The following is a 19363-nucleotide window of genomic DNA, read 5'->3' as shown; positions in this document are numbered from 1 at the left end:
CGCCTGAATCACCCTAGCGGTTGGTGGCCCGCGGCTGGCCCTCGGCAAAGCCGGCGGCCGATTGCACGCCCACGGTGGCGCGCTCGTGGAAGCTAGCCAGCGAATCGGCCCCGGCGTAGGTGCAGGACGAGCGCACGCCGGAGATTATGCGGTCCACCAAATACTCCACGCCGCCGTGCTCCGGATCGAGATAGATGCGGGAGGTGGAAATGCCTTCCTCAAACATCTCCCGGCGGGCGCGCTCGAAGGCCTCGGTGGCGGAATTGCGCCCGCGCACCGCCCGGCGCGAGGCCATGCCGAACGATTCCTTGTAGAACGAGCCATCGGCGTCCTTGTGCAGGTCACCGGGCGATTCAAAGGTGCCGGCGAACCAGGAGCCAATCATCACATTGGACGCGCCCGCAGCCAGTGCCAGGGCCACGTCCCGGGGATCGCGCACGCCGCCATCGGCCCACACGTGCGCGCCGACTTCGCGGGCCGCGGCGGCGCACTCCAGCACGGCGGAAAATTGCGGCCGTCCCACGCCGGTTTGCATGCGGGTGGTGCACATCGCGCCGGGGCCCACTCCGACCTTAATAATATCCGCGCCCGCCGCGGCCAGCTCGCGCACACCGGCGGCCGTGACCACGTTACCGGCGGCAATCGGCAGGCCCAGATCCAGGGCCTTGACCTTGCGCAGCGCCGCCAGCATGCTGTCCTGATGGCCGTGGGCGGTATCGATGACGAGGACGTCGGCGCCGGCATCGGCAAGCGCCCGCGCCCTGCCCTCAACGTCGCCATTAATGCCCACCGCGGCACCGATGTGCAATCGCCCCTGCTTGTCGATGCCCGGCTTATACATCGTCGCCCGCAGCGCACCCTTGCGCGTCAAAATGCCCGCCAGCGTGCCATCCGGATTGACCACTGGGGCGAGCTTGCGCGAGGTTGTGCGCAGGCGGGTAAAGGCCTCCTGTGGGTCGATGCCTACCGGCAGGGTCACCAAATCCGTGGTCATGAGCTCGCCCACGGCGGTGAAATTATCCTGCCCGCGCAGATCCTTTGGCGTAATGATGCCCACGGGCAGCGCACCGTCGACCACGATGGCCGCGCCGTGGGCGCGCTTGTGCAAAAGGTTGCTGGCATAGCCCACCGTGTGGTGCGGCTTGATGGTGATAGGGGTGTCATAGACCAGGTCGGCGGCCTTCACCGAGGCGATCGTTTCCGCCGCGGCCTCCAGGCTGAGGTCTTGGGGCAGGATGGCCATGCCGCCGCGCCGGGCGATGGTCTCTGCCATGCGGCGGCCGGCCACCGCGGTCATATTCGCCACGATGAGCGGGATGGTATTGCCCGTGCCATCGGCTGCGGTGAGGTCGACCGCCTGCCGCGAGCCAACATCTGAGTGGTTCGGCACCATAAATACATCCGAGTAGGTCAGCTCGTAGGGTGGGCGGGAATCATTGAGGAAATGCACTGTGGGATTGCCTAACGTGAATCGAGGGTGCAGGAAAAGACATCTAAATCATACGCCCCAAGTTTTGCAGGTTAAGCCAACTCAGTATCCTGATTTGGTGTCTCAGAATCCCGCCCCGAAAATCTCCGCAGAGGTCATAGCCAACCTCACCATCTTGGTGCTCTCCGCGATGGTGATGATTTTGAACGAAACCGCGCTTTCGGTGGCGCTGCCCACCATCATGGCGGATTTCTCCATCCCGGCGACTTCCGCGCAGTGGCTGCTGACCGGCTTCTTGCTCACCATGGGTGTGGTCATTCCCACCACCGGGTTCCTGATGGATAAATTCACCACCCGGCAGATTTTTGGCGCCTCTACCGGCGTTTTCCTCACGGGCACGGTGTTGGCGGCCCTCGCCCCGGCCTTTGGGCTGCTCCTTGCCGGCCGCGTGCTGCAGGCCGCCGGTACCGCGCTGATGATTCCCACCCTTATGACCGTGGCCATGACGCTCGTTCCACCGCAGCGCCGCGGCACCGTCATGGGCATTATCACCGTGGTCATCTCCGTGGCGCCGGCCCTGGGCCCTACCGTCGGCGGGTTTATTTTGAGTATGGCGACCTGGCACGTCATCTTCTGGACCATGGTCCCGCTCATCGCCGCCATTAGCATCGCCGGCTACTTCCGCCTAGTCAACGTGGGTGAGCGCAGGGATACCCCGCTCGATATTCCGTCGGTATTCTTATCCGCCCTGGCCTTCGGCGGGCTCATTTATGGCTTATCGTCCATCGAAAAGATGGTGGAGGGCGGCTCGCTTGCCGATGCCCTCGTGCTCCTCCTCGGCGTCCTCACCCTCATTACCTTTACCGTGCGCCAACTCCGGCTGGCTAAGGTAAACCGCGCGCTTTTGGACCTGCGCCCGTTTAAGGTCCGTAATTTCACCCTCGCGGTCATCGCCATGCTGCTCATGTTCGCCCTGCTGCTGGGTACGGTGAATATCTTGCCCATTTATCTGCAGACCTCGCTGGCGGTATCCTCGCTGGTCACCGGCCTCGTGGTGATGCCCGGCGGCCTTTTGCAGGGCGGTATTTCCCCGATTGTGGGGCGGATTTATGACGCCCTTGGACCCCGGCCCCTGTTAATCCCCGGCGCCATCATGTTTTCTACCGGCATCTGGCTGATGACCCTGCTGACAGAAAACAGCGAGGTGTGGATGGTCATCGGCATGCACATCCTGTTCGCCGTGGGCATCGCGCTCATGATGACTCCGCTGATGACGGTCTCGCTGTCCTCGCTTCCCGATGACCTCTATTCGCACGGCTCCGCCATTCTAAATACGCTGCAGCAGCTCGCCGGCGCGGCGGGTACCGCCTTCCTCGTGGCCTTTTTGACCAGCGGCACCAAATCCGGCCAAGCCGAGGGCATGAGCGAGGCCGCCGCCACCGCCCAAGGCGCGCACTGGGCCTTCCTTTTCGCCGGCGTGCTCTCGCTTTTCGTGCTCGTGCTAGCGCCCCTGCTCAAGCGCGTGCCCGCCGCGGACTAGCGCCGGGACGTTGCACGGCGCCCGACGCGCCGAAGGATTGGCCTCCGCGCGGGCGTTCCCCGGCCAGCCCAGCCCTGCGCGGGGTAGCCCTGAAAGCGCGCCTGCTCTCCTTCGTCGTCTCTGTGCGTGGCTATTGCGCACACAGAGGTAGCTTGAGCCGCGCGGATTCGGCATCATCGCCCCACACCATGAAGATGGACTGGGTACCTTCCACGGCCATGACGTAGGTCATCGGATCCTTTGAGGCCTCGTAGCTTTGGATGGTGCACCTATCGTTAGACAGCTCTACTGGGTCAGTGTCTGGGAGAACGGCATCGCGTTCTTCCACGCTGGGATAGTAGGCGGCAGTGTAGCTGAAACCATCTCCCGAGCAGGTGATCTTCGCTTCTTGTCCGTCCTCTGGGGTGCGGGAGGAACACTCCGCGCCGAGCGCGCCGTCTTGGCCGCTGCGCGAGCCAATCAGGCTCGGATAAGCATCCGCAAGGTTCTTTTCCTTGGCATCCCAGCTGGGGTAGGACAGGAAGAACCACAGTGCGCCCGCGGCGGCCACCGCGATGACGGCCAGAACGGAAATGAGCGCGATGAGCCCGCCCTTGCCCTTCTTCTTTGGCGGGGCCGCATTCATCGGTGGCATCGGCTGCTGTTGGTATTGCTGCTGGTATTGCTGTTGATACTGCGGCTGATACTGGGGAGCCGCCTGGTTCTGCGGCGGGAACTGCTGCTGCGGTTGTGGCGGGAACTGTTGTTGCGGCTGGGACTCGGGCTCTGCGGCCTGCACCGGCGGGAATTGTGAGGTATCGAGATCGCGCTCGGGGTGCAGCGCCGCCACGACCTCTTTAGCGCTCGAATAATCCTCCTCCGGCGTGAAGGAAGGGCACGTGGCGGCAACGAGTTTTTGGAAGGCGCGGACCGCATCGGCACCCGTCGCGCTCTCGGCCTTTTCTGAAGTTTTCTCGGCGGTTTCCTCCGACGATTTCTCCCCATCGTTCTCGGCGGTTTCCTCCGACGATTTCTCCCCATCGTTCTCGGCGGTTTCCTCCGCCGTGCTTGCACCGCCTGGGCCAGCGGCGGCGAGGACGGCGACCTTTTTATCCTCATCCACAAACACGCGATCGGCCTTGAGCCCGTGGACGGCGAAATCCGCGCGGTTGCGGCTAATCAGGAAATCCACCGCGCCTGCCACGGGGGTGAGGATTTCTTGGGCGTGGGGCTTGGTGGGGGCATCGGCAAGCGCGGGCAGCGCAGTACCCGAGCAGGCCTTGCGGACCAAGAACTCCTGGCCATCCGCGGTGGTGCCAGAACCCACCAGGGCGGCGAGCGCGGGGTGGTGCAGGCCGTGCAGGGCAGTAGAGGCCTTGACGATGCCCTTTGTCTCCGCCGCGAAGATCTCCACCGTAAATTCCTCGTGCGTGGAGCCATCCTCCACGGCAAAAAGGGTGGAGTTGGGCCCCTCATCCAGCACTGCCTTTTCGTGCAGGTTGTGCTGGGAAGCAAAGAATTCGGGAAGGTGCGGCACGGTTGTTTTATTCCTTTGTATCTACGAGGCGACAGGGAGAATGAAGAAGATTCTAGGCTAAATAGGCCCTGTTCGCTACCGGCGTACACCCATGTGAGCTGCGAGTATGGGCGGTTTGGGGCGTTTATAGGCCAATGGGGGCCAAAAAGAGGAAATCCTTTGGGTCATGCGGCGTTACAGTGGGTACCACATTAGAAGCGAAAGTTTAGGGGAGTCATGTTCGAGAGGTTTACAGACCGTGCTCGTCGCGTCATCGTTTTGGCGCAAGAAGAAGCACGCATGCTTAACCACAACTACATCGGAACCGAGCACATCCTGCTCGGCCTTATCCACGAGGGAGAAGGTGTAGCTGCCAAGGCTCTAGAGTCCATGGGCATTTCCTTGGAGGACGTGCGCCGTGAGGTAGAAGAGATCATCGGCCAGGGCAGCCAGCCGCACACCGGCCACATTCCTTTTACCCCGCGCGCCAAGAAGGTCCTCGAGCTGTCCTTGCGCGAGGGCCTGCAGATGGGGCACAAGTACATCGGCACGGAGTTCCTCTTGCTCGGACTTATCCGTGAGGGCGACGGCGTTGCCGCACAGGTGCTGACGAAGCTCGGCGCGGACCTGCCGCGCGTGCGTCAGCAGGTTATCCAGCTGCTCTCCGGCTACGAGGGCGGCCAGCAAGAAGGCGGCGGCGACTCGAACCAGGCCCCAGGCCCCATCGGCGCGGGCGCAGGTTCCGGTGCCGGCGCTGGTGGGCGCGGTGGCTCCGGCGGCTCGGGCGAGCGCTCCAACTCGCTCGTGCTGGACCAGTTCGGCCGCAACCTCACCCAGGCAGCCAAGGACGGCAAGCTAGACCCCGTCGTTGGCCGTGAGTCCGAGGTCGAGCGCATCATGCAGGTGCTCTCGCGCCGCACCAAGAACAACCCGGTGCTCATTGGTGAGCCCGGCGTTGGTAAGACCGCCGTGGTTGAGGGCTTGGCGCTGGACATTGTCAACGGCAAGGTCCCAGAAACCCTTAAGGACAAGCAGCTGTACTCGCTTGACCTGGGTTCTTTGGTCGCCGGTTCCCGCTACCGCGGTGACTTTGAGGAACGCCTGAAGAAGGTTCTTAAAGAAATTAACCAGCGCGGGGACATCATCTTGTTCATCGACGAGATCCACACCCTCGTCGGTGCCGGTGCTGCCGAAGGTGCCATCGACGCCGCTTCGCTGCTAAAACCCAAGCTGGCCCGCGGCGAGCTGCAGACCATCGGTGCTACCACCCTAGATGAGTACCGCAAGCACATCGAAAAGGATGCCGCGCTGGAGCGTCGTTTCCAGCCGGTGCAGGTCGATGAACCTTCGCTGGATGATACCTTCCTCATCCTGAAGGGCCTGCGCGATAAGTACGAGGCGCACCACCGCGTGTCCTACACCGATGAGGCGCTGCACGCTGCCGCGCAGCTGGCGGACCGCTACATCAATGACCGCTTCTTGCCGGATAAGGCCGTCGACCTCCTCGATGAGGCCGGTGCCCGCATGCGCATCAAGCGCATGACCGCCCCGAAGGGCCTGCGCGAGGTCGATGACCGCATCGCGGAAGTCCGCCGGGAAAAGGAAGCGGCTATCGATGCCCAAGACTTTGAAAAGGCCGCCGGCCTGCGCGATGACGAGCGTAAGCTGGGCGAGGAGCGTTCCGAGAAGGAAAAGCAGTGGCGCTCCGGCGACCTGGAGGAAATCGCCGAGGTGGGCGAGGACCAAATTGCTGAGGTCCTGGCGCACTGGACCGGCATCCCCGTGCTGAAGCTGACGGAGAAGGAATCTTCCCGCCTGCTCAACATGGAAGAAGAGCTGCACAAGCGCATCATTGGCCAGGACGAGGCGGTCAAGTCCGTCTCCCGCGCCATCCGCCGCACCCGTGCAGGCCTCAAGGATCCACGCCGTCCTTCCGGTTCCTTCATCTTCGCCGGCCCGTCCGGTGTGGGTAAGACCGAGCTGTCGAAGTCGCTGGCTAACTTCCTTTTCGGTTCGGATGATGATCTCATCCAGATCGATATGGGCGAGTTCCACGATCGCTTCACCGCCTCCCGCCTCTTCGGTGCTCCTCCGGGATACGTTGGCTACGAAGAGGGCGGCCAGCTGACCGAGAAGGTTCGCCGCAAGCCGTTCTCCGTGGTGCTTTTTGATGAGATCGAAAAGGCCCACAAGGAGATCTACAACACCTTGCTGCAGGTGCTGGAAGACGGCCGGCTTACCGATGGCCAGGGGCGCGTCGTCGACTTCAAGAACACCGTCCTCATCTTCACCTCGAACCTGGGGACCCAGGACATCTCGAAGCCGGTGGGCTTGGGCTTTACCGGCGCCAGCGAGAATGATTCGGACGCCCAGTACGAGCGGATGAAGGCAAAGGTCAACGACGAGCTGAAGAAGCACTTCCGCCCCGAGTTCCTGAACCGTATCGATGACGTCGTGGTCTTCCACCAGCTCACCCGCGAGCAGATCGTGCAGATGGTTAACCTGCTCATTGACCGCGTGGGTACCCAGCTGGAAGAGCGCGATATGGGCATCGAGCTCACCGATAAGGCCCAAAACCTCCTGGCCCAGCGCGGCTTCGACCCGGTACTCGGTGCTCGTCCGTTGCGCCGCACCATTCAGCGCGATATCGAGGACCAGCTCTCGGAGAAGATCCTCTTCGGCGAGATTGGCGCCGGCGAGATCATCTCGGTCGACGTCGAAGGCTGGGACGGCGAGTCCAAGGACGACTCCGGCGCTACGTTCACCTTCACCCCGCGCCCGAAGCCGTTGCCGGATGACATCGATGAGCCCTCGCTTGCCGATGCCTCCGTGCGCGACAACGACCCCTCCGAAGACGCCGCCGACGGTTCCGATTCGGGTTCCGATTCCGACGGTGACAACGGCGACGGCAACGGCAACGGCGGCCCCGAGGGCGACGATCCGAAGGATGGTGGCCCGAAGGACGGCGGTTCCGGTTCCGGCAATGATGGCATTGACACCAACGGCGAGCCAGATGTCATTTCCCCGGACGTGCCTTCGGAAAAGCCGGGCCTCGGCAACTCCGACGATGATGGCAAGAACCCGCCACCAGCAGGTGCTGGCCAGCCGATGTAACTAATCGGCCAAGCCCCGACCCGGCTCGGGCTCGGCTCGTCCCGCCGCGCCCCAGCCCAGCCCGCGCGTGCCGGCTACGCGCCTACCGGCCGCGCGCGGCGCCACATAACCACCCACGGTTCCACCGCGAACCCTGGGTGGTTTTCGTATGCGCCCACCCATGGTCAATTTGCTCACCAGCCGGGGGAATATCTCTGTCCGGCGGTATGGCGGTACAGCGGCCCGATGGTTCTGTGGCGCAGCGTCGTGCACGGGGGTATTGCTAGAATGACCCGTTATGGGACTTCAATATCGTTCGCGCAAAAAGACCGGCAAGAATAGCTGGATAAACATTTCCGGATCCGGTGCCTCCATGTCCACGAAGATTGGGCCGGTGACCTTTAATTCCCGCGGTGGCATGTGGGTCAACCTCCCGGGCGGACTCAACTTCCGCGGCCGTTGGCGTTAGCGAGTCGCTGCGCTTTAACGCTGACAGGCCCGCCGGGCGGTTAAACCGGCAGGTGGTTAGTCCGGCAAGTGGAAGAGGCCGGCGGGGTTTTGCTCGGCGAGGCCATCGTCAAGCAGCGAAGCCAACGCGCGGGAACGCTGCGCGGCATCGGGCCAGACCACGTCGATTGCGGACTGCGGCACCGGGTGATCGGCGGCGCGCAGCACGTCTAGGATCTTGCCGCGTACCTGTCTATCGGTCCCGGCAAATTTTTGCACGCGCTTTTTGGCGCGGGATTGTTCCGCGGCGGAAGGCTCGGGGCACCCGGCGAGCTGCCAGGCGCAGGTCGCGCGCAAGGGACAACGCTTGCAATCGGGATTTTTCGCAGTACACACCAGCGCGCCGAGTTCCATGAGCGCGGCAGAAAACCGCGGCCCGTTGCGCTCGGGCAACAGCGCGGCCACAGCGGCGAGCTCGCGCTTGGAGGGCAACGGGGCGAGAAAGTTGCCGTCCTCGGCGCGGGCATAGACGCGGCGCACGTTGGTATCGACCACCGGCACATTCTGGCCAAAGTGAAAGCACGCCACGGCGCGGGCGGTGTAGTCGCCAATTCCAGGCAGTGCCAGCAGCTCATCCACGTCTGACGGAACCTCGTCCATTACCCCCGCGCACTCCCAGAGCCGCAGCGCGCGCCGCGGGTAGCCGAGCTTGCCCCAAGCGCGCAACACCTCGGCGCGGGAGGCTTTGGCGAAGTCCGCGGGGGTGGGCCAGCGCCGCATCCACTCCTCCCATACGGGGGCGACGCGCGCGACGGGGGTTTGCTGGCTCATGACCTCGGAAATCAGCACTCCCCAGGCGGAGGTGCCGGGGCGTCGCCAGGGCAAATCGCGTTCATTGGCGTCAAACCAGGAAAGAAGTGCGTGCGTATCCATCTCGCAGGACAGTCTAGGGCATTAAAATATACTTCATGCCATTAAGTAACGTTGCCCACGAGCCGCAGGCCGTCTGGGAGGCCCTCCAGGCCGGAAACCAGCGCGTCATCGACGGCACCATCATGGATCTCAACAAGATTTATGAGCGCGAAGGGCTCACCAAGGGCCAGGATCCCCGCGTGGTGGTCCTGGCTTGCTCGGATTCCCGCGCGCCCATCGAGCACATCTTCAATATCGGTTTCGGCGATGCCTTTGTCATCCGCACCGCCGGCCACATTCTGGATGCCTCCGTGTTGGCTTCCTTGGATTATGCGCTCGACCACCTGCACCCCAACCTGTTGGTGGTCCTGGGCCACCAGTCCTGCGGTGCGGTGGCGGCCGCGGTGGATTTTGTCCGCGGCGGCGAGCTGCCCATCGGCCTGCAGCGACCCATCATCGAGAAGGTCGCGACGTCCGCGTGGACTGCGGGGCCTGATGCCACGCTTGCCGATGTCGAGCGCCAACACACCCTCCAAACCGTCACCCAGGTCGTGGCCAGCATCCCTAATGTGCGCAAGCAGCTTGACGATGGCTCCTTCGGCATCGTCGGCGCCCGCTACCTCCTCGAGGACTCGCGCGTGGAGCCATTGTACTCTTACGGCGTTGAGTTGACACGCGGAGCGCGCTTAGCGGATCCTGGCGCGTCTACCACTTAAAATTGAGTGCGTGAACCAGAATAAGCCCCTTCCAGAAGAGATCTATAAGCGCCGCCGGGTTGCCGCGCTTATCATCGTGATCGTCCTGGCCGTGGTGCTAATCTGGGCGGCGGTGGCCGCCTTCGGCGGCGAAAGCGACGATTCCGTTGCCGCGTCCTCAGAGTCTTCGGCGGCAACCACGTCCGCAGAAACTACCAGCGAATCCGCAACCTCGTCCGCGGACTCGACGAGCGAATCCGAGTCCGAATCCGAACCTGCCTCCGAGTCGGAAGCCAAGGATGGGGAAGAGGGGGCATCGGAAAGCAAGGAGCCCGAGGAATCCGTGCACGCCGCGAAGGACACCTGCTCGCTTGAGGATTTGGAGGTGCGCACCTCCATGCTTAACTACTCCGTGCCGGAGGGCGAACTGCCGAAGTTCTTCATGACCGTCACCAACCCCACCGCCGCGGATTGCAAGATCGACCTAGATGAGAACTCGCTGCGCTTCGAGGTCTACAAGATGGCCGATAACCAGCGCGTGTGGTCCGATACCGATTGCTATGCCTCCGTGCAGACCGGCGAGCAGACCTTCCCCGCGGGCAAGGACCTGAAATTCGAGGCCGAATGGTCCCGCCAGGCCTCCGAACCGGGCAAGTGCACCGACCGCCCCACTGCCGAGCCAGGCGCCTACTTCGCCCACACGGTCATCGGCGATAATTCCTCCCCGCCGCAGGACTTCACCCTCCGCTAAGCGCGCGGACTCCTTGCAGTCGGTCGCGCGGAAGCAGGTCGCGCGTTATCTACTCGGGCGGAACCTACTCGGGCGAGATCAGACCACGCGGAACCAACTCGCGCGGAAATGAGCCGCGCGGAACCAGCTCGGGCGGAAATAGCCCGCGCGGAAGCAGACCACGCGGAACCAGGCAGCGCGGAAGTTTGCGCTGCTGGAGCGCCCGCCCCTCGTCACCAGCAGGGCTAGAAACGGCCACCGGTTACAGTTGGACTGCGGTTGGGCTACGGCTGGACTGTGGCGAGGGCCTCGCCAAGCGTTGCGACTTGACGCACCTGCATGCCGTCCACGGGGTTGATTTCCCCGCGCGGGACAATCGCCCGCTTGTATCCCAGCCGGGCCGCCTCCTGCAAGCGCCGCTCAACATTGGGCACCGGCCGCAGCTCGCCGGCTAGGCCTACCTCGCCAATGACCACCGTCTTCGCCGGTAGCGGCTGCTCGTGCAGCGAGGACCAAGTAGCCAGCGCCACCGCGAGGTCGGTTGCGGTTTCGGTAATCCGCACCCCGCCCACCGTGGCTACATACGCATCCTTGTCGTTCGTGCGCTGGCCGGCGCGCGCCTGCAATACGGCCAGCACCATGGGCACGCGGTTGGCATCGAGCCCCGTGACCACGCGCCGCGGGTTCTTCGCCACGGGGTCGACGGTCAGCGCCTGGACCTCGGCAAGGATGGGCCGCACGCCGTCCATGGCGACGGTCACCGCGGAGCCATCCGGCGTCGTGCCCCGGTGCGAGAGGAAGAGCCCCGACGGGTCCGCGACCTCCCGAATACCCCCGGCGGTTTGCTCGAAACAGCCCACCTCGTCGGTCGCGCCGAAGCGATTTTTCATCCCGCGCAGCATGCGCAGGCTGGACTGGCGGTCGCCCTCGAAGTTTAGGACGACATCGACAAGATGCTCCAAAACCCGCGGTCCCGCCACGTTTCCGTCCTTGGTCACGTGCCCCACCAGCAGCACGGGGATGCCGGTGGATTTCGCCAGCGACGTCAGCGCCGCGGTCACGGCGCGCGATTGCGCGACGCCGCCGGGCACGCCTTCCACCCCCACTGCGTGCATGGTCTGCACGGAGTCCACGATGATGAGGCCGGGTTTGACGGCATCGACATGCCCAAAGACGGCGTCCAGGTTGGATTCGGCCGCGAGGTACAGCGATTCCTGCAGCGCCCCGGTGCGCTCGGCGCGGGCACGGACCTGGCCGGCGGATTCCTCGGCGGTGGCGTAGAGGACGGTACGGCTGAGCTGAGCCCAGCGGGAGGCGACCTCGAGAAGCAGCGTGGATTTGCCCACGCCGGGCTCGCCGGCCATGAGCACCACCGAGCCTGGCACGATGCCGGAGCCCAGCACGCGGTCGAGCTCGCCGATGCCCGTGCGCACCGTCTTCGTCGCCTGCGCGCCCACCTGCGTGATGGGCTGCACCGGGCTCGCAGGCGCCACGCTCGCATGCCCACCGCTTGCCGATGCCCCCGCCATCACCGGCGCCTTTTCCTCCATCGTCCCCCACGAACCGCAATCCGGGCAGCGCCCGAGCCACTTGGGGGAGACATAACCGCATTCGGAGCAGGTGTGGATGGGGCGAGATTTTTTGGCCATGATGTAGAGCCTAGAACGTGGCGGCAAAAACGACGAACGCGCCCGTACTCCGCGGAAAGAGTAGGGCGCGCGTGCGGTGGGCTATTAGTGGTGCGAGTGACCGGTGTTCGCGTCGGTGGTATAGCCCTCTGGGGATTCCACGTCGCGGTCGTACTTACCGGACTCCATCTGGGAGGCGGCGACGGTGGCGTCGATCTCGATGGTGCCGTTGGAGAACTCGAAGGTCACCGGGCGGTGGCCGGCGTAGCCAAAGTCATCGTTATCCAGGTGGGTGGCCACGTACTGCACGGTCTCGGAATTGTGATCCGGGGTTGCGTCCAGGTTCTTCTGGGAGTCCGCCACGATGGAGTGATCGCGCTTGAGCGGCTGGGTCTGCTTCATCTCGACGGGCTGACCATCAACCTTCACGGACTTCAAGGTGATGACATCGGTTTCATAGCCCTGGTTGACGGCGTTGAACTTCAACGCGGCGCCACCGTCTGGCTCAGCCAGGATGGTGACATCGCGGACGGCAATCTTATCGTCATCGGTGCTGGCAGAAGCGCCATCAACCGCAGCTACCTTCTCTGCCGTCTGGGCGACGTGGCCTGCCGAGCAAGAAGCCAGCGCCAAAGCGGAGACGGCGGTAACGGAAATAATGGCACCGCGACGGGCGGCGGACTTCAGGGACTGCACGTTGAGCATCCTCCATCAATTGCGATCTCAGGGCTTATCAAATCTTTAGCCTAGTCCCTTTCGATATAAAGTACACAGTTTCTCGCTAAGCTAGCGGGTAGTCCGTGGGGGTAATCGGGGGTATCCGGTGGTAGGCATGCCGCGCGTGATAAAATGGCGACCTTAGTTATCGGCATATTCACGGGATTATAAGGAGTGGCAATGGAATATAAGGTCGGCGAGGTCGTCGTCTACCCGCACCACGGCGCGGCGGTCATCGAGGATATCGAAACCCGCGAAATGGGCGGCGAAGAGCTGGAATACCTCGTGCTGCACATTAACCAATCCGATCTCGTCGTCCGCGTGCCCAAGAAGAATGCGGATAACGTCGGCGTGCGCGATGTCGTGGGCAAGGAGGGCCTGGAAAAGGTCTTCTCCGTGCTGCGCGATGAGGACGTGGAAGAAGCCGGCAACTGGTCCCGCCGCTACAAGGCCAACCAGGAGCGCCTGGCCTCCGGCGATATCAACAAGGTCGCAGAAGTGGTGCGCGATCTCTGGCGCCGCGACCAAGACCGCGGCCTGTCCGCCGGCGAGAAGCGCATGCTGGGCAAGGCCCGCACCATCTTGGTGGGCGAGCTGGCGCTGGCGCAGCCTGTCGATGATAAAAAAGCCGATACCATGATGGAAGAAATCGACGCCACCATCGAGCGCCACCGCGCCGCAGGCCTAGTCGATGACCAGTCCATTACCACCGATATCGACAACGACATCGATCTCGATGACCTCTCCTTCGACGACGAAGACTAAACCCCGCGTTATCGCCTTAATCGCCGCGGCCGGGCAAGGCACCCGCCTCGGCGCGGAGGTGCCCAAGGCCTACGTCGAACTTCGCGGCCGCACCCTACTGGAGCGGTCCGTGCGCACCATGGCCCGCTCCGGCCTCGTGGATGAGGTCATCGCGGTGGTGAGCCCGGCTATGGAGGGGGAAGCTGGGGGCATCGTCAAGCGCGTGGGCGCAGATATCCCGGTGCGCCTGGTGCATGGGCGCGGCGAGCGCGCCGATTCCATTTGGGCCGGCCTGCAGGCAATTCCGGACGAGGATGCTGTGGTGCTCATCCATGATGCCGCCCGTGCGCTTACGCCCACCGCGATGGTCGAGCGGGTGGCGCGGCGCGTTCTTGCCGGTGCGCCCGCCGTCATTCCGGTGGTTCCCGTGACCGATACCATCAAGGAAGTTACCGGTAACGCCGTGGTTGGCACCCCCGATCGCGCCCGCCTGCGCGCCGTGCAGACCCCGCAGGGTTTCCGCCTCGCCGCGCTGCGCCAGGCCAACCTGGATTATTGGCGTGACCAGCCGGATTTCACCGCCACGGACGATGCCAGCCTCATGGAATGGCACGGCCAGCGCGTGGAGACCGTGCCGGGCGATATCCTCGCCTTCAAAATCACCACCCCCACGGACCTGACCCTGGCCCACGCCCTTGCAGAGGAGCAGCATGACTGAGCCCATCATCCCCCGCGTCGGCATCGCGACCGACGCCCACCAGATCGAAGCCGGCAAGCCCTGCTGGATTGCCGGGCTGCTTTTCGATGACGCCCCCGGCTGCGAAGGCCACTCCGACGGCGATGTTGTATCCCACGCGCTTGTCGATGCCCTCCTCTCCGCCTCCCACCTCGGCGATCTCGGCTCCTTCGTGGGGGTGGGTCGGCCCGAATACGACGGTGTCTCCGGCGCCCAGCTCCTGCGCGAGTGCCGCGAGCTGCTGGAAGCGGAAGGTTTTATCATCGGGAATGCCGCCGCCCAGCTGATTGGCCAGACGCCGAAGATGGGCCCCCGCCGCGAGGAAGCCGAGGCCGTCCTTTCGGAAATCCTCGGCGTCGATGTCTCCATTTCTGCCACCACGACCGATCATTTGGGTTTTACCGGCCGCAAAGAGGGCCGCGCGGCGGTGGCGACGGCCGTTGTCTGGCGGCGCCAACGCTAACCCCGCGCACGGGTGATTTAGACTGGGTGGCGTGAGTACTTTGCGCATTTTTGACACAGCCACCCGCAGCCAACGCGACTTCGAGCCGATCCGCCCCGGCCACGCCTCCATCTACTTGTGTGGCGCCACCCCGCAGGCGCAGCCGCACATCGGTCACCTGCGCTCCGGCGTGGCTTTCGATATCCTGCGCCGCTGGCTGCTCGCGCAAGGCTATGACGTCGCGCTCGTGCGCAATGTCACCGATATCGATGACAAGATTCTCACCAAGGCCGCCGAGAATAATCGCCCCTGGTGGGAGTGGGTGTCCACCTACGAGCGCGAGTTCACCAAGGCCTATAACCTGCTCGGCGTGCTCCCGCCGTCCGTGGAACCGCGCGCGACGGGGTTTGTCACCCAGATGGTCGAGTACATGCAGCGGCTTATCGATGCCGGCTTTGCCTACCCCGTTCCCGCCCCCGATGGCGCGGCCGGATCCGTGTACTTTGACGTCGAGGCCTGGACCAAGGCGGAAGGATCCGACTACGGCGCGCTGTCTGGCAACCGCGTCGAGGAGATGGAACAGGGCGAGTCAGACAACGCGGGCAAGCGTAGCCCGCTGGACTTCGCCCTGTGGAAGGCCGCCAAGCCGGGCGAGCCGAGCTGGCCCACCCCGTGGGGGCGCGGCCGCCCGGGCTGGCACTTGGAGTGCTCTGCCATGTCGACGTACTACCTGGGTTCCAATTTCGATATCCACTGCGGCGGCTTGGACCTGCAATTCCCGCACCACGAAAACGAGATCGCGCAATCGCACGCGGCTGGCGATAAGTTCGCCAATTACTGGATGCATAACCACTGGGTGACCATGGCCGGCGAGAAGATGTCGAAATCGCTCGGCAATGTGCTTTCCATCTCCAACATGCTGGAGCTCGTGCGCCCGGTAGAGCTGCGCTACTACCTGGGCTCTGCGCATTACCGCTCCGTGCTGGAATACTCCGAATCCGCCCTGACGGAGGCGGCGGCGGGCTACCGGCGTATTGAGGACTTCGTCAAGCGCTTTGCAGGCGTCGAACGCGGCGACTGGACGCCGGACTTCGAGGACGCCATGAATGACGATATCGCCGTGCCCAAGGCTTTGGCCGCCATCCACACCACCGTGCGCGCGGGCAATAAGGACCTGGCCGCCGGGGACGAGGACGCCGCCCGCGCGAAGGCCGCCCAGGTGCGCGGGATGGCGCACGTACTTGGATTTGACCCGCTCGAGTGGGAAGATGGAGGCGAAGCTAGCGGGGCAGACGCGGCGCTGGATGCGCTGGTCCAGGCAGAACTGGAACGGCGCACGCAGGCCCGCGCGGAAAAAGACTTCGCTACTGCCGATGCCGTGCGTGACCGCCTCACCGCCGCCGGCATCACCATTACCGATACCCCAGACGGCCCCACGTGGTCGTTGACCCAGCGCTAGGCAGCTTTCTGCTGTTATTTCCGCTGGTTATTGAACGGTTTCCTCGAAAGGACTGAAACGATGGCACGAACCCATGGCCGCGGTGGCGCGGGCATTCGCAAGACGAATAAGAAGGGCGCTACCAAAGGCTCCGGCGGGCAGCGCCGCAAGGGCCTAGAAGGCAAGGGCCCCACCCCGAAGGCCGAGGACCGCGTCTACCACGCCAAGCACAAGGCGAAGCTGGAGCGCGAGCGCCGCAACTCTGGGCGCCACCAAAAAGAAACCGCAGAGATGGTGGTGGGCCGCAACCCGGTCATCGAGTGTTTGCACGCCAAGGTGCCGGCCACCACGCTTTACATCGCTGCCGGAACTCGCAATGATAAGCGGCTTTCCGAGGCCGTGTCCATGTGCAATACCCGCAATATCCCCATCATCGAGGTTCAGCGCCACGAGATGGACCGCATGACGGGAAATGGCATGCACCAGGGCATCGGCTTGCAGATCCCGCCGTACAAGTACGCCGCGGTGGAGGATTTGATTGCCAACGCCGCCGAGAACCCGCGCCCCGGCATGTTCGTCATCCTGGATAACATCACCGATCCGCGCAACCTGGGCGCCGTCATCCGTTCCGTGGCCGCTTTCGGCGGCGATGGCGTGATCATCCCAGAGCGCCGTTCTGCTTCTGTCACCGCGGTGGCGTGGCGCACCTCGGCTGGCACCGCGGCCCGCTTGCCGGTCGCCCGCGCAACGAATATCACCCGCACCGTGAAGGAATTCCAGAAAAACGGCTACCAGGTCGTCGGCCTCGATGCCGGCGGCGATCACACGCTGGATACCTATGAAGGCGGCACGGATCCCGTCGTCATCGTCATCGGTTCCGAGGGCAAGGGCATTTCGCGCTTGGTCAGCGAGACCTGCGATGTCCTCATGTCCATTCCCATGACCGGGTGGGTTGAGTCCCTCAACGCCTCCGTCGCCGCGGGTTCGGTCCTATCCGAGTTCGCGCGCCAACGCCGCGTCGCCGAAAAATAACCCATTCCCGCCGCGCCAGCTCGCCGCGACGGATAAGCGCCACCCGCGTTCGGTGCTGGCAAAGTCGAGCGCGCAGAATCGCCTCCCCAGCCGCCGGTGCGGTTGTCGGCGCAGCTAGCGTCAAAGGCGTGCTAGGTCCTTTGCGGGGCACAACGTTCTCAGTGCGAATCGTTGTGGCCTGCAACAATTAACCATTATTTGCCCAGGGTGGCAGCCATCGGATGGTTCCGTTGACCCGGGCTAAGTGCCCGCGCAGGGGCGGGGCGTTGGGATCATCGTCGTTCACGCCATTGTGGTACGGACAAGCGATGGTTAAGTTTCGAGAGTTGGTCTCTCCACCGTTTTTCCAGGCATTGAGGTGGTGAACCTGGCATTCATCGGCGGGATAACGGCACTCCGGCCATGGGCAGACCGGGTTTTCGGCCGCTGCCATCAGTCGTTGCTTTGCAGAAGCAAAGCGCGAGGTGCGGTAGAGGTTGACCGGACCTTCCACTGGATGAATGAGCGTGACGTATCCGTGCTCGGTAAACGCCCGTCGCACCAGTTCGGCGCCGGTCATCGTGGCGCCATTGGTCAGCTGGACCACGATATCGCCGTCAGAGTCAGAACCATGGGTAGAGTCAGCGCCAGCGGCGGCGTTAGAGGCGGAACCGGCGCTGGGGTTCGAGTTTGTGCCGGCTGATGAGCCGGCGCGGGCGTTGGAGCTCGAGCCGGGCTGAGGGCTAGTGCTAGAGCCAGGCTTGTGGTCAGTGGCAGACTTGGAGCCAGCGGCGGGCTTGGGGCCGGAGCCGAAATCGACGATGCGATCGAGCTCGTCGAGGCGAAGCACGACATTGGTTGTCACGCTGGGGCGGGCGGCGGCCTCGCCGTGGAAGATATTCTGCACGGAAGCAAGCGGGGCGTCCTTATCAATCGCGGCGTGCATATCGGCGATATCGGCGGACGGGCCGGTAATGGACATGGTCCACGGGCCGTCGGCGCGGCGATAAATCTTCACGCCGGGCTGGCGCTTGACGGGCCCCTTGAGCTCCTTGACGCGGGCGCGGCCCCGCTTATCGATATCCGAGACCTTCCCCTTCATCCCACACAATTCGCGCCGCAGCGCCCAGGCATCGCGCTTTTTCTTCAGCTTGGCGGCGTGGCGCTCGATGGTGAGCAGGGCCGTCAGGCTGTGCCCGTTGGCGCGGCTGGCGGCGATGGATTCGCGCTGCTGGCGGCGGAAGGCGGTGGTGCCGAAGTAGGTATCGGCAAGCGTGAGCAGGCGGGTGGCGGTGGTATCGGGACACCCGGCCGCAATCAGCGCGCGCAGCGAGAGGCCGTGGCAGTCGGCGATGATATCCATGCCGAGTGCCAGGCCCTTGAGAAATGTCTGCAGCGCGTTCATGACCCAGAGACTAAAGGGACCCGCAAGCCCGCGCTTGCCGATGCCCCACCTCCCTGTGGACAACTACCCTTAAACGTCACCTAAGCCGAAGAAATCGCGGACTTTATCCACAGCATTGAAGGAATCCGTATTTGGCCCTATGCTCGCTGGCGTTTCTTTGCTAGAGGGAATGACGTGCCCGAGGCCCTCCATGGTCCACAGTTCCACGGGGTAGTCGCCGTCGTAGTAGGTGGAGGTTATCCCGGGTATGGGCTGAGTTTCGCGGGGCGGGCGGCAGCCATTGGCAAGGGCGAAGTGTTCCGCGGTGGCGGGGGCAGAAAGCACACACCCGCGGGTTTGCTGCCCATCGATGGCGGCAAGCCCGCCATAATAGGGCGCAATCGGATCTTCGGTGCCGTGGATAAACAGCAGCGGGGTAGGCCGGTAGCCATCGGGGTGGGTGGGCGCGTGGTTGGAACCTTCGCCCAAAGTGGAGGCGAAGACGCAGGCGCCGGTGAGGGTAAAGGGGGCATCGTAAAGCAGGCGCAGCACCATCTGCCCGCCATTGGAATAGCCGGCGGCGAAGGTGCGCGCGGTGGCGTACTCGCGCTGCATGGTCTCGATGAGGAAGGTGCTAAAGGCAACGTCGTCCACCCCGAGCTCGCGGGCGCGGACCGGCAGGTTGGCGCGGGTGTCGTTGAAGTGGTGGTCGATGCCGTCGGGGTAGACGATGAGGGTATTGGTGGCATCGGCAAGCGCGTCCACCGTGCCGTTGGTAAAGCGGCGGATGACGTTTGCGGACTGGTGGGAGCCGTGGAAAAACAGCAGTAAGTCCGGCTGGGGCCTGAGCTCCTCGGGCTCGATGACGATGAAGCGGCGGGTGTGGCCAGCCACATCCGCGGTGCGGCGATGAATATGCATG

At 64.0% G+C, this 19363-nt stretch carries 17 protein-coding genes; 10 read left to right on the top strand and 7 right to left on the bottom strand.

Translation table 11 applies throughout. From position 1 onward, the window contains the following. Positions 1-13: 13 nt before the first annotated feature. Positions 14-1450, bottom strand: coding sequence for a GuaB1 family IMP dehydrogenase-related protein (locus tag HMPREF1261_RS00410; RefSeq protein WP_023029566.1), 1437 nt, complete (start codon positions 1448-1450; stop codon positions 14-16). Positions 1451-1547: 97 nt separating this feature from the next. Here HMPREF1261_RS00410 and HMPREF1261_RS00405 point away from each other — a divergent pair, with 97 nt between their 5' ends. Then, positions 1548-2969 (top strand): MDR family MFS transporter, encoded by a 1422-nt coding sequence (locus HMPREF1261_RS00405; RefSeq protein WP_034657786.1) that lies wholly within the window; start codon positions 1548-1550, stop codon positions 2967-2969. A 130-nt stretch (positions 2970-3099) separates the two neighbouring features. Here the strand turns inward: HMPREF1261_RS00405 and HMPREF1261_RS00400 are convergent, their stop codons facing one another. Continuing rightward, positions 3100-4485: a hypothetical protein gene (locus HMPREF1261_RS00400; RefSeq protein ID WP_023029564.1), complete on the bottom strand. Its 1386-nt coding sequence runs from the start codon at positions 4483-4485 to the stop codon at positions 3100-3102. A 216-nt stretch (positions 4486-4701) separates the two neighbouring features. Between HMPREF1261_RS00400 and HMPREF1261_RS00395 the strand changes: the two genes are divergently transcribed. Beyond that, complete coding sequence (locus HMPREF1261_RS00395; RefSeq protein ID WP_023029563.1) at positions 4702-7578, top strand: ATP-dependent Clp protease ATP-binding subunit; 2877 nt, start codon at positions 4702-4704, stop codon at positions 7576-7578. A gap of 277 nt (positions 7579-7855) precedes the next feature. Further along, positions 7856-8026: a DUF4236 domain-containing protein gene (locus HMPREF1261_RS12185; RefSeq protein WP_081443674.1), complete on the top strand. Its 171-nt coding sequence runs from the start codon at positions 7856-7858 to the stop codon at positions 8024-8026. Positions 8027-8082: 56 nt separating this feature from the next. On the opposite strand, the gene HMPREF1261_RS00390 is transcribed toward HMPREF1261_RS12185, so the two are convergent. After that, complete coding sequence (locus tag HMPREF1261_RS00390) at positions 8083-8937, bottom strand: A/G-specific adenine glycosylase (RefSeq protein ID WP_023029562.1); 855 nt, start codon at positions 8935-8937, stop codon at positions 8083-8085. Positions 8938-8972: 35 nt separating this feature from the next. Between HMPREF1261_RS00390 and HMPREF1261_RS00385 the strand changes: the two genes are divergently transcribed. Both HMPREF1261_RS00385 and HMPREF1261_RS00380 read left to right on the top strand, forming a co-directional pair. Next, positions 8973-9632, top strand: coding sequence for a carbonic anhydrase (locus HMPREF1261_RS00385; RefSeq protein WP_023017962.1), 660 nt, complete (start codon positions 8973-8975; stop codon positions 9630-9632). Between the two features lie 10 nt (positions 9633-9642). Continuing rightward, positions 9643-10362 (top strand): hypothetical protein, encoded by a 720-nt coding sequence (locus tag HMPREF1261_RS00380; RefSeq protein ID WP_023029561.1) that lies wholly within the window; start codon positions 9643-9645, stop codon positions 10360-10362. A 263-nt stretch (positions 10363-10625) separates the two neighbouring features. Here the strand turns inward: HMPREF1261_RS00380 and radA are convergent, their stop codons facing one another. Further along, positions 10626-11990, bottom strand: coding sequence for a DNA repair protein RadA (gene radA / locus HMPREF1261_RS00375; RefSeq protein WP_023029560.1), 1365 nt, complete (start codon positions 11988-11990; stop codon positions 10626-10628). 84 nt (positions 11991-12074) lie between these two features. After that, complete coding sequence (locus tag HMPREF1261_RS00370; protein ID WP_034657785.1) at positions 12075-12674, bottom strand: hypothetical protein; 600 nt, start codon at positions 12672-12674, stop codon at positions 12075-12077. 192 nt (positions 12675-12866) lie between these two features. Between HMPREF1261_RS00370 and HMPREF1261_RS00365 the strand changes: the two genes are divergently transcribed. The 5 genes from HMPREF1261_RS00365 to rlmB are packed head-to-tail and all read left to right on the top strand — an operon-like array spanning position 12867 to position 17078. Further along, positions 12867-13451 carry a CarD family transcriptional regulator gene (locus tag HMPREF1261_RS00365; protein ID WP_005279544.1) on the top strand — a complete coding sequence of 195 codons (585 nt, stop codon included), beginning with the start codon at positions 12867-12869 and terminating at the stop codon, positions 13449-13451. Continuing rightward, positions 13423-14148, top strand: a complete 726-nt coding sequence (gene ispD, locus HMPREF1261_RS00360) for a 2-C-methyl-D-erythritol 4-phosphate cytidylyltransferase (protein WP_023029558.1) — start codon at positions 13423-13425, stop codon at positions 14146-14148. Before HMPREF1261_RS00365 ends, ispD begins: the two co-directional genes overlap by 29 nt. Then, positions 14141-14629 carry a 2-C-methyl-D-erythritol 2,4-cyclodiphosphate synthase gene (ispF, locus tag HMPREF1261_RS00355; protein ID WP_023029557.1) on the top strand — a complete coding sequence of 163 codons (489 nt, stop codon included), beginning with the start codon at positions 14141-14143 and terminating at the stop codon, positions 14627-14629. Before ispD ends, ispF begins: the two co-directional genes overlap by 8 nt. Before the next feature lie 31 nt (positions 14630-14660). After that, positions 14661-16067, top strand: coding sequence for a cysteine--tRNA ligase (gene cysS, locus HMPREF1261_RS00350; protein WP_023029556.1), 1407 nt, complete (start codon positions 14661-14663; stop codon positions 16065-16067). Positions 16068-16127: 60 nt separating this feature from the next. Beyond that, entirely contained in the window at positions 16128-17078 is a 951-nt protein-coding gene (gene rlmB, locus HMPREF1261_RS00345; protein WP_023029223.1) for a 23S rRNA (guanosine(2251)-2'-O)-methyltransferase RlmB, read from the top strand. 187 nt (positions 17079-17265) lie between these two features. Here the strand turns inward: rlmB and HMPREF1261_RS00340 are convergent, their stop codons facing one another. Together HMPREF1261_RS00340 and HMPREF1261_RS00335 are read right to left on the bottom strand one after the other, a co-directional pair. After that, a complete protein-coding gene (locus HMPREF1261_RS00340; RefSeq protein WP_034657781.1) occupies positions 17266-18462 on the bottom strand; it encodes an HNH endonuclease signature motif containing protein in 1197 nt (398 codons plus the stop codon). 69 nt (positions 18463-18531) lie between these two features. Next, positions 18532-19362 (bottom strand): PHB depolymerase family esterase, encoded by an 831-nt coding sequence (locus HMPREF1261_RS00335; protein WP_023029554.1) that lies wholly within the window; start codon positions 19360-19362, stop codon positions 18532-18534. Between the last annotated feature and the right edge of the window lies 1 nt (position 19363).

This window comes from Corynebacterium sp. KPL1818 (assembly GCF_000478135.1).
In the GTDB taxonomy this organism is placed as follows: domain Bacteria; phylum Actinomycetota; class Actinomycetes; order Mycobacteriales; family Mycobacteriaceae; genus Corynebacterium; species Corynebacterium accolens.
Note: the sequence above shows the minus strand (reverse complement) of the source record. Positions and strands in the feature narration are given on the sequence as shown.

What these genes read in the sequence shown, in the direction of transcription:
- ispF (WP_023029557.1), top strand. Translation starts at nt 14,141, where the DNA reads ATGACTGAGCCCATCATCCCCCGCGTCGGCATCGCGACCGACGCCCAC.
- rlmB (WP_023029223.1), top strand. Translation starts at nt 16,128, where the DNA reads ATGGCACGAACCCATGGCCGCGGTGGCGCGGGCATTCGCAAGACGAAT.
- HMPREF1261_RS12185 (WP_081443674.1), top strand. Translation starts at nt 7,856, where the DNA reads ATGGGACTTCAATATCGTTCGCGCAAAAAGACCGGCAAGAATAGCTGG.
- HMPREF1261_RS00385 (WP_023017962.1), top strand. Translation starts at nt 8,973, where the DNA reads ATGCCATTAAGTAACGTTGCCCACGAGCCGCAGGCCGTCTGGGAGGCC.
- ispD (WP_023029558.1), top strand. Translation starts at nt 13,423, where the DNA reads ATGACCTCTCCTTCGACGACGAAGACTAAACCCCGCGTTATCGCCTTA.
- HMPREF1261_RS00370 (WP_034657785.1), bottom strand. Translation starts at nt 12,674, where the DNA reads ATGCTCAACGTGCAGTCCCTGAAGTCCGCCGCCCGTCGCGGTGCCATT.
- HMPREF1261_RS00365 (WP_005279544.1), top strand. Translation starts at nt 12,867, where the DNA reads ATGGAATATAAGGTCGGCGAGGTCGTCGTCTACCCGCACCACGGCGCG.
- HMPREF1261_RS00335 (WP_023029554.1), bottom strand. Translation starts at nt 19,362, where the DNA reads ATGCATATTCATCGCCGCACCGCGGATGTGGCTGGCCACACCCGCCGC.
- HMPREF1261_RS00340 (WP_034657781.1), bottom strand. Translation starts at nt 18,462, where the DNA reads ATGAACGCGCTGCAGACATTTCTCAAGGGCCTGGCACTCGGCATGGAT.
- HMPREF1261_RS00390 (WP_023029562.1), bottom strand. Translation starts at nt 8,937, where the DNA reads ATGGATACGCACGCACTTCTTTCCTGGTTTGACGCCAATGAACGCGAT.
- radA (WP_023029560.1), bottom strand. Translation starts at nt 11,990, where the DNA reads ATGGCCAAAAAATCTCGCCCCATCCACACCTGCTCCGAATGCGGTTAT.
- HMPREF1261_RS00395 (WP_023029563.1), top strand. Translation starts at nt 4,702, where the DNA reads ATGTTCGAGAGGTTTACAGACCGTGCTCGTCGCGTCATCGTTTTGGCG.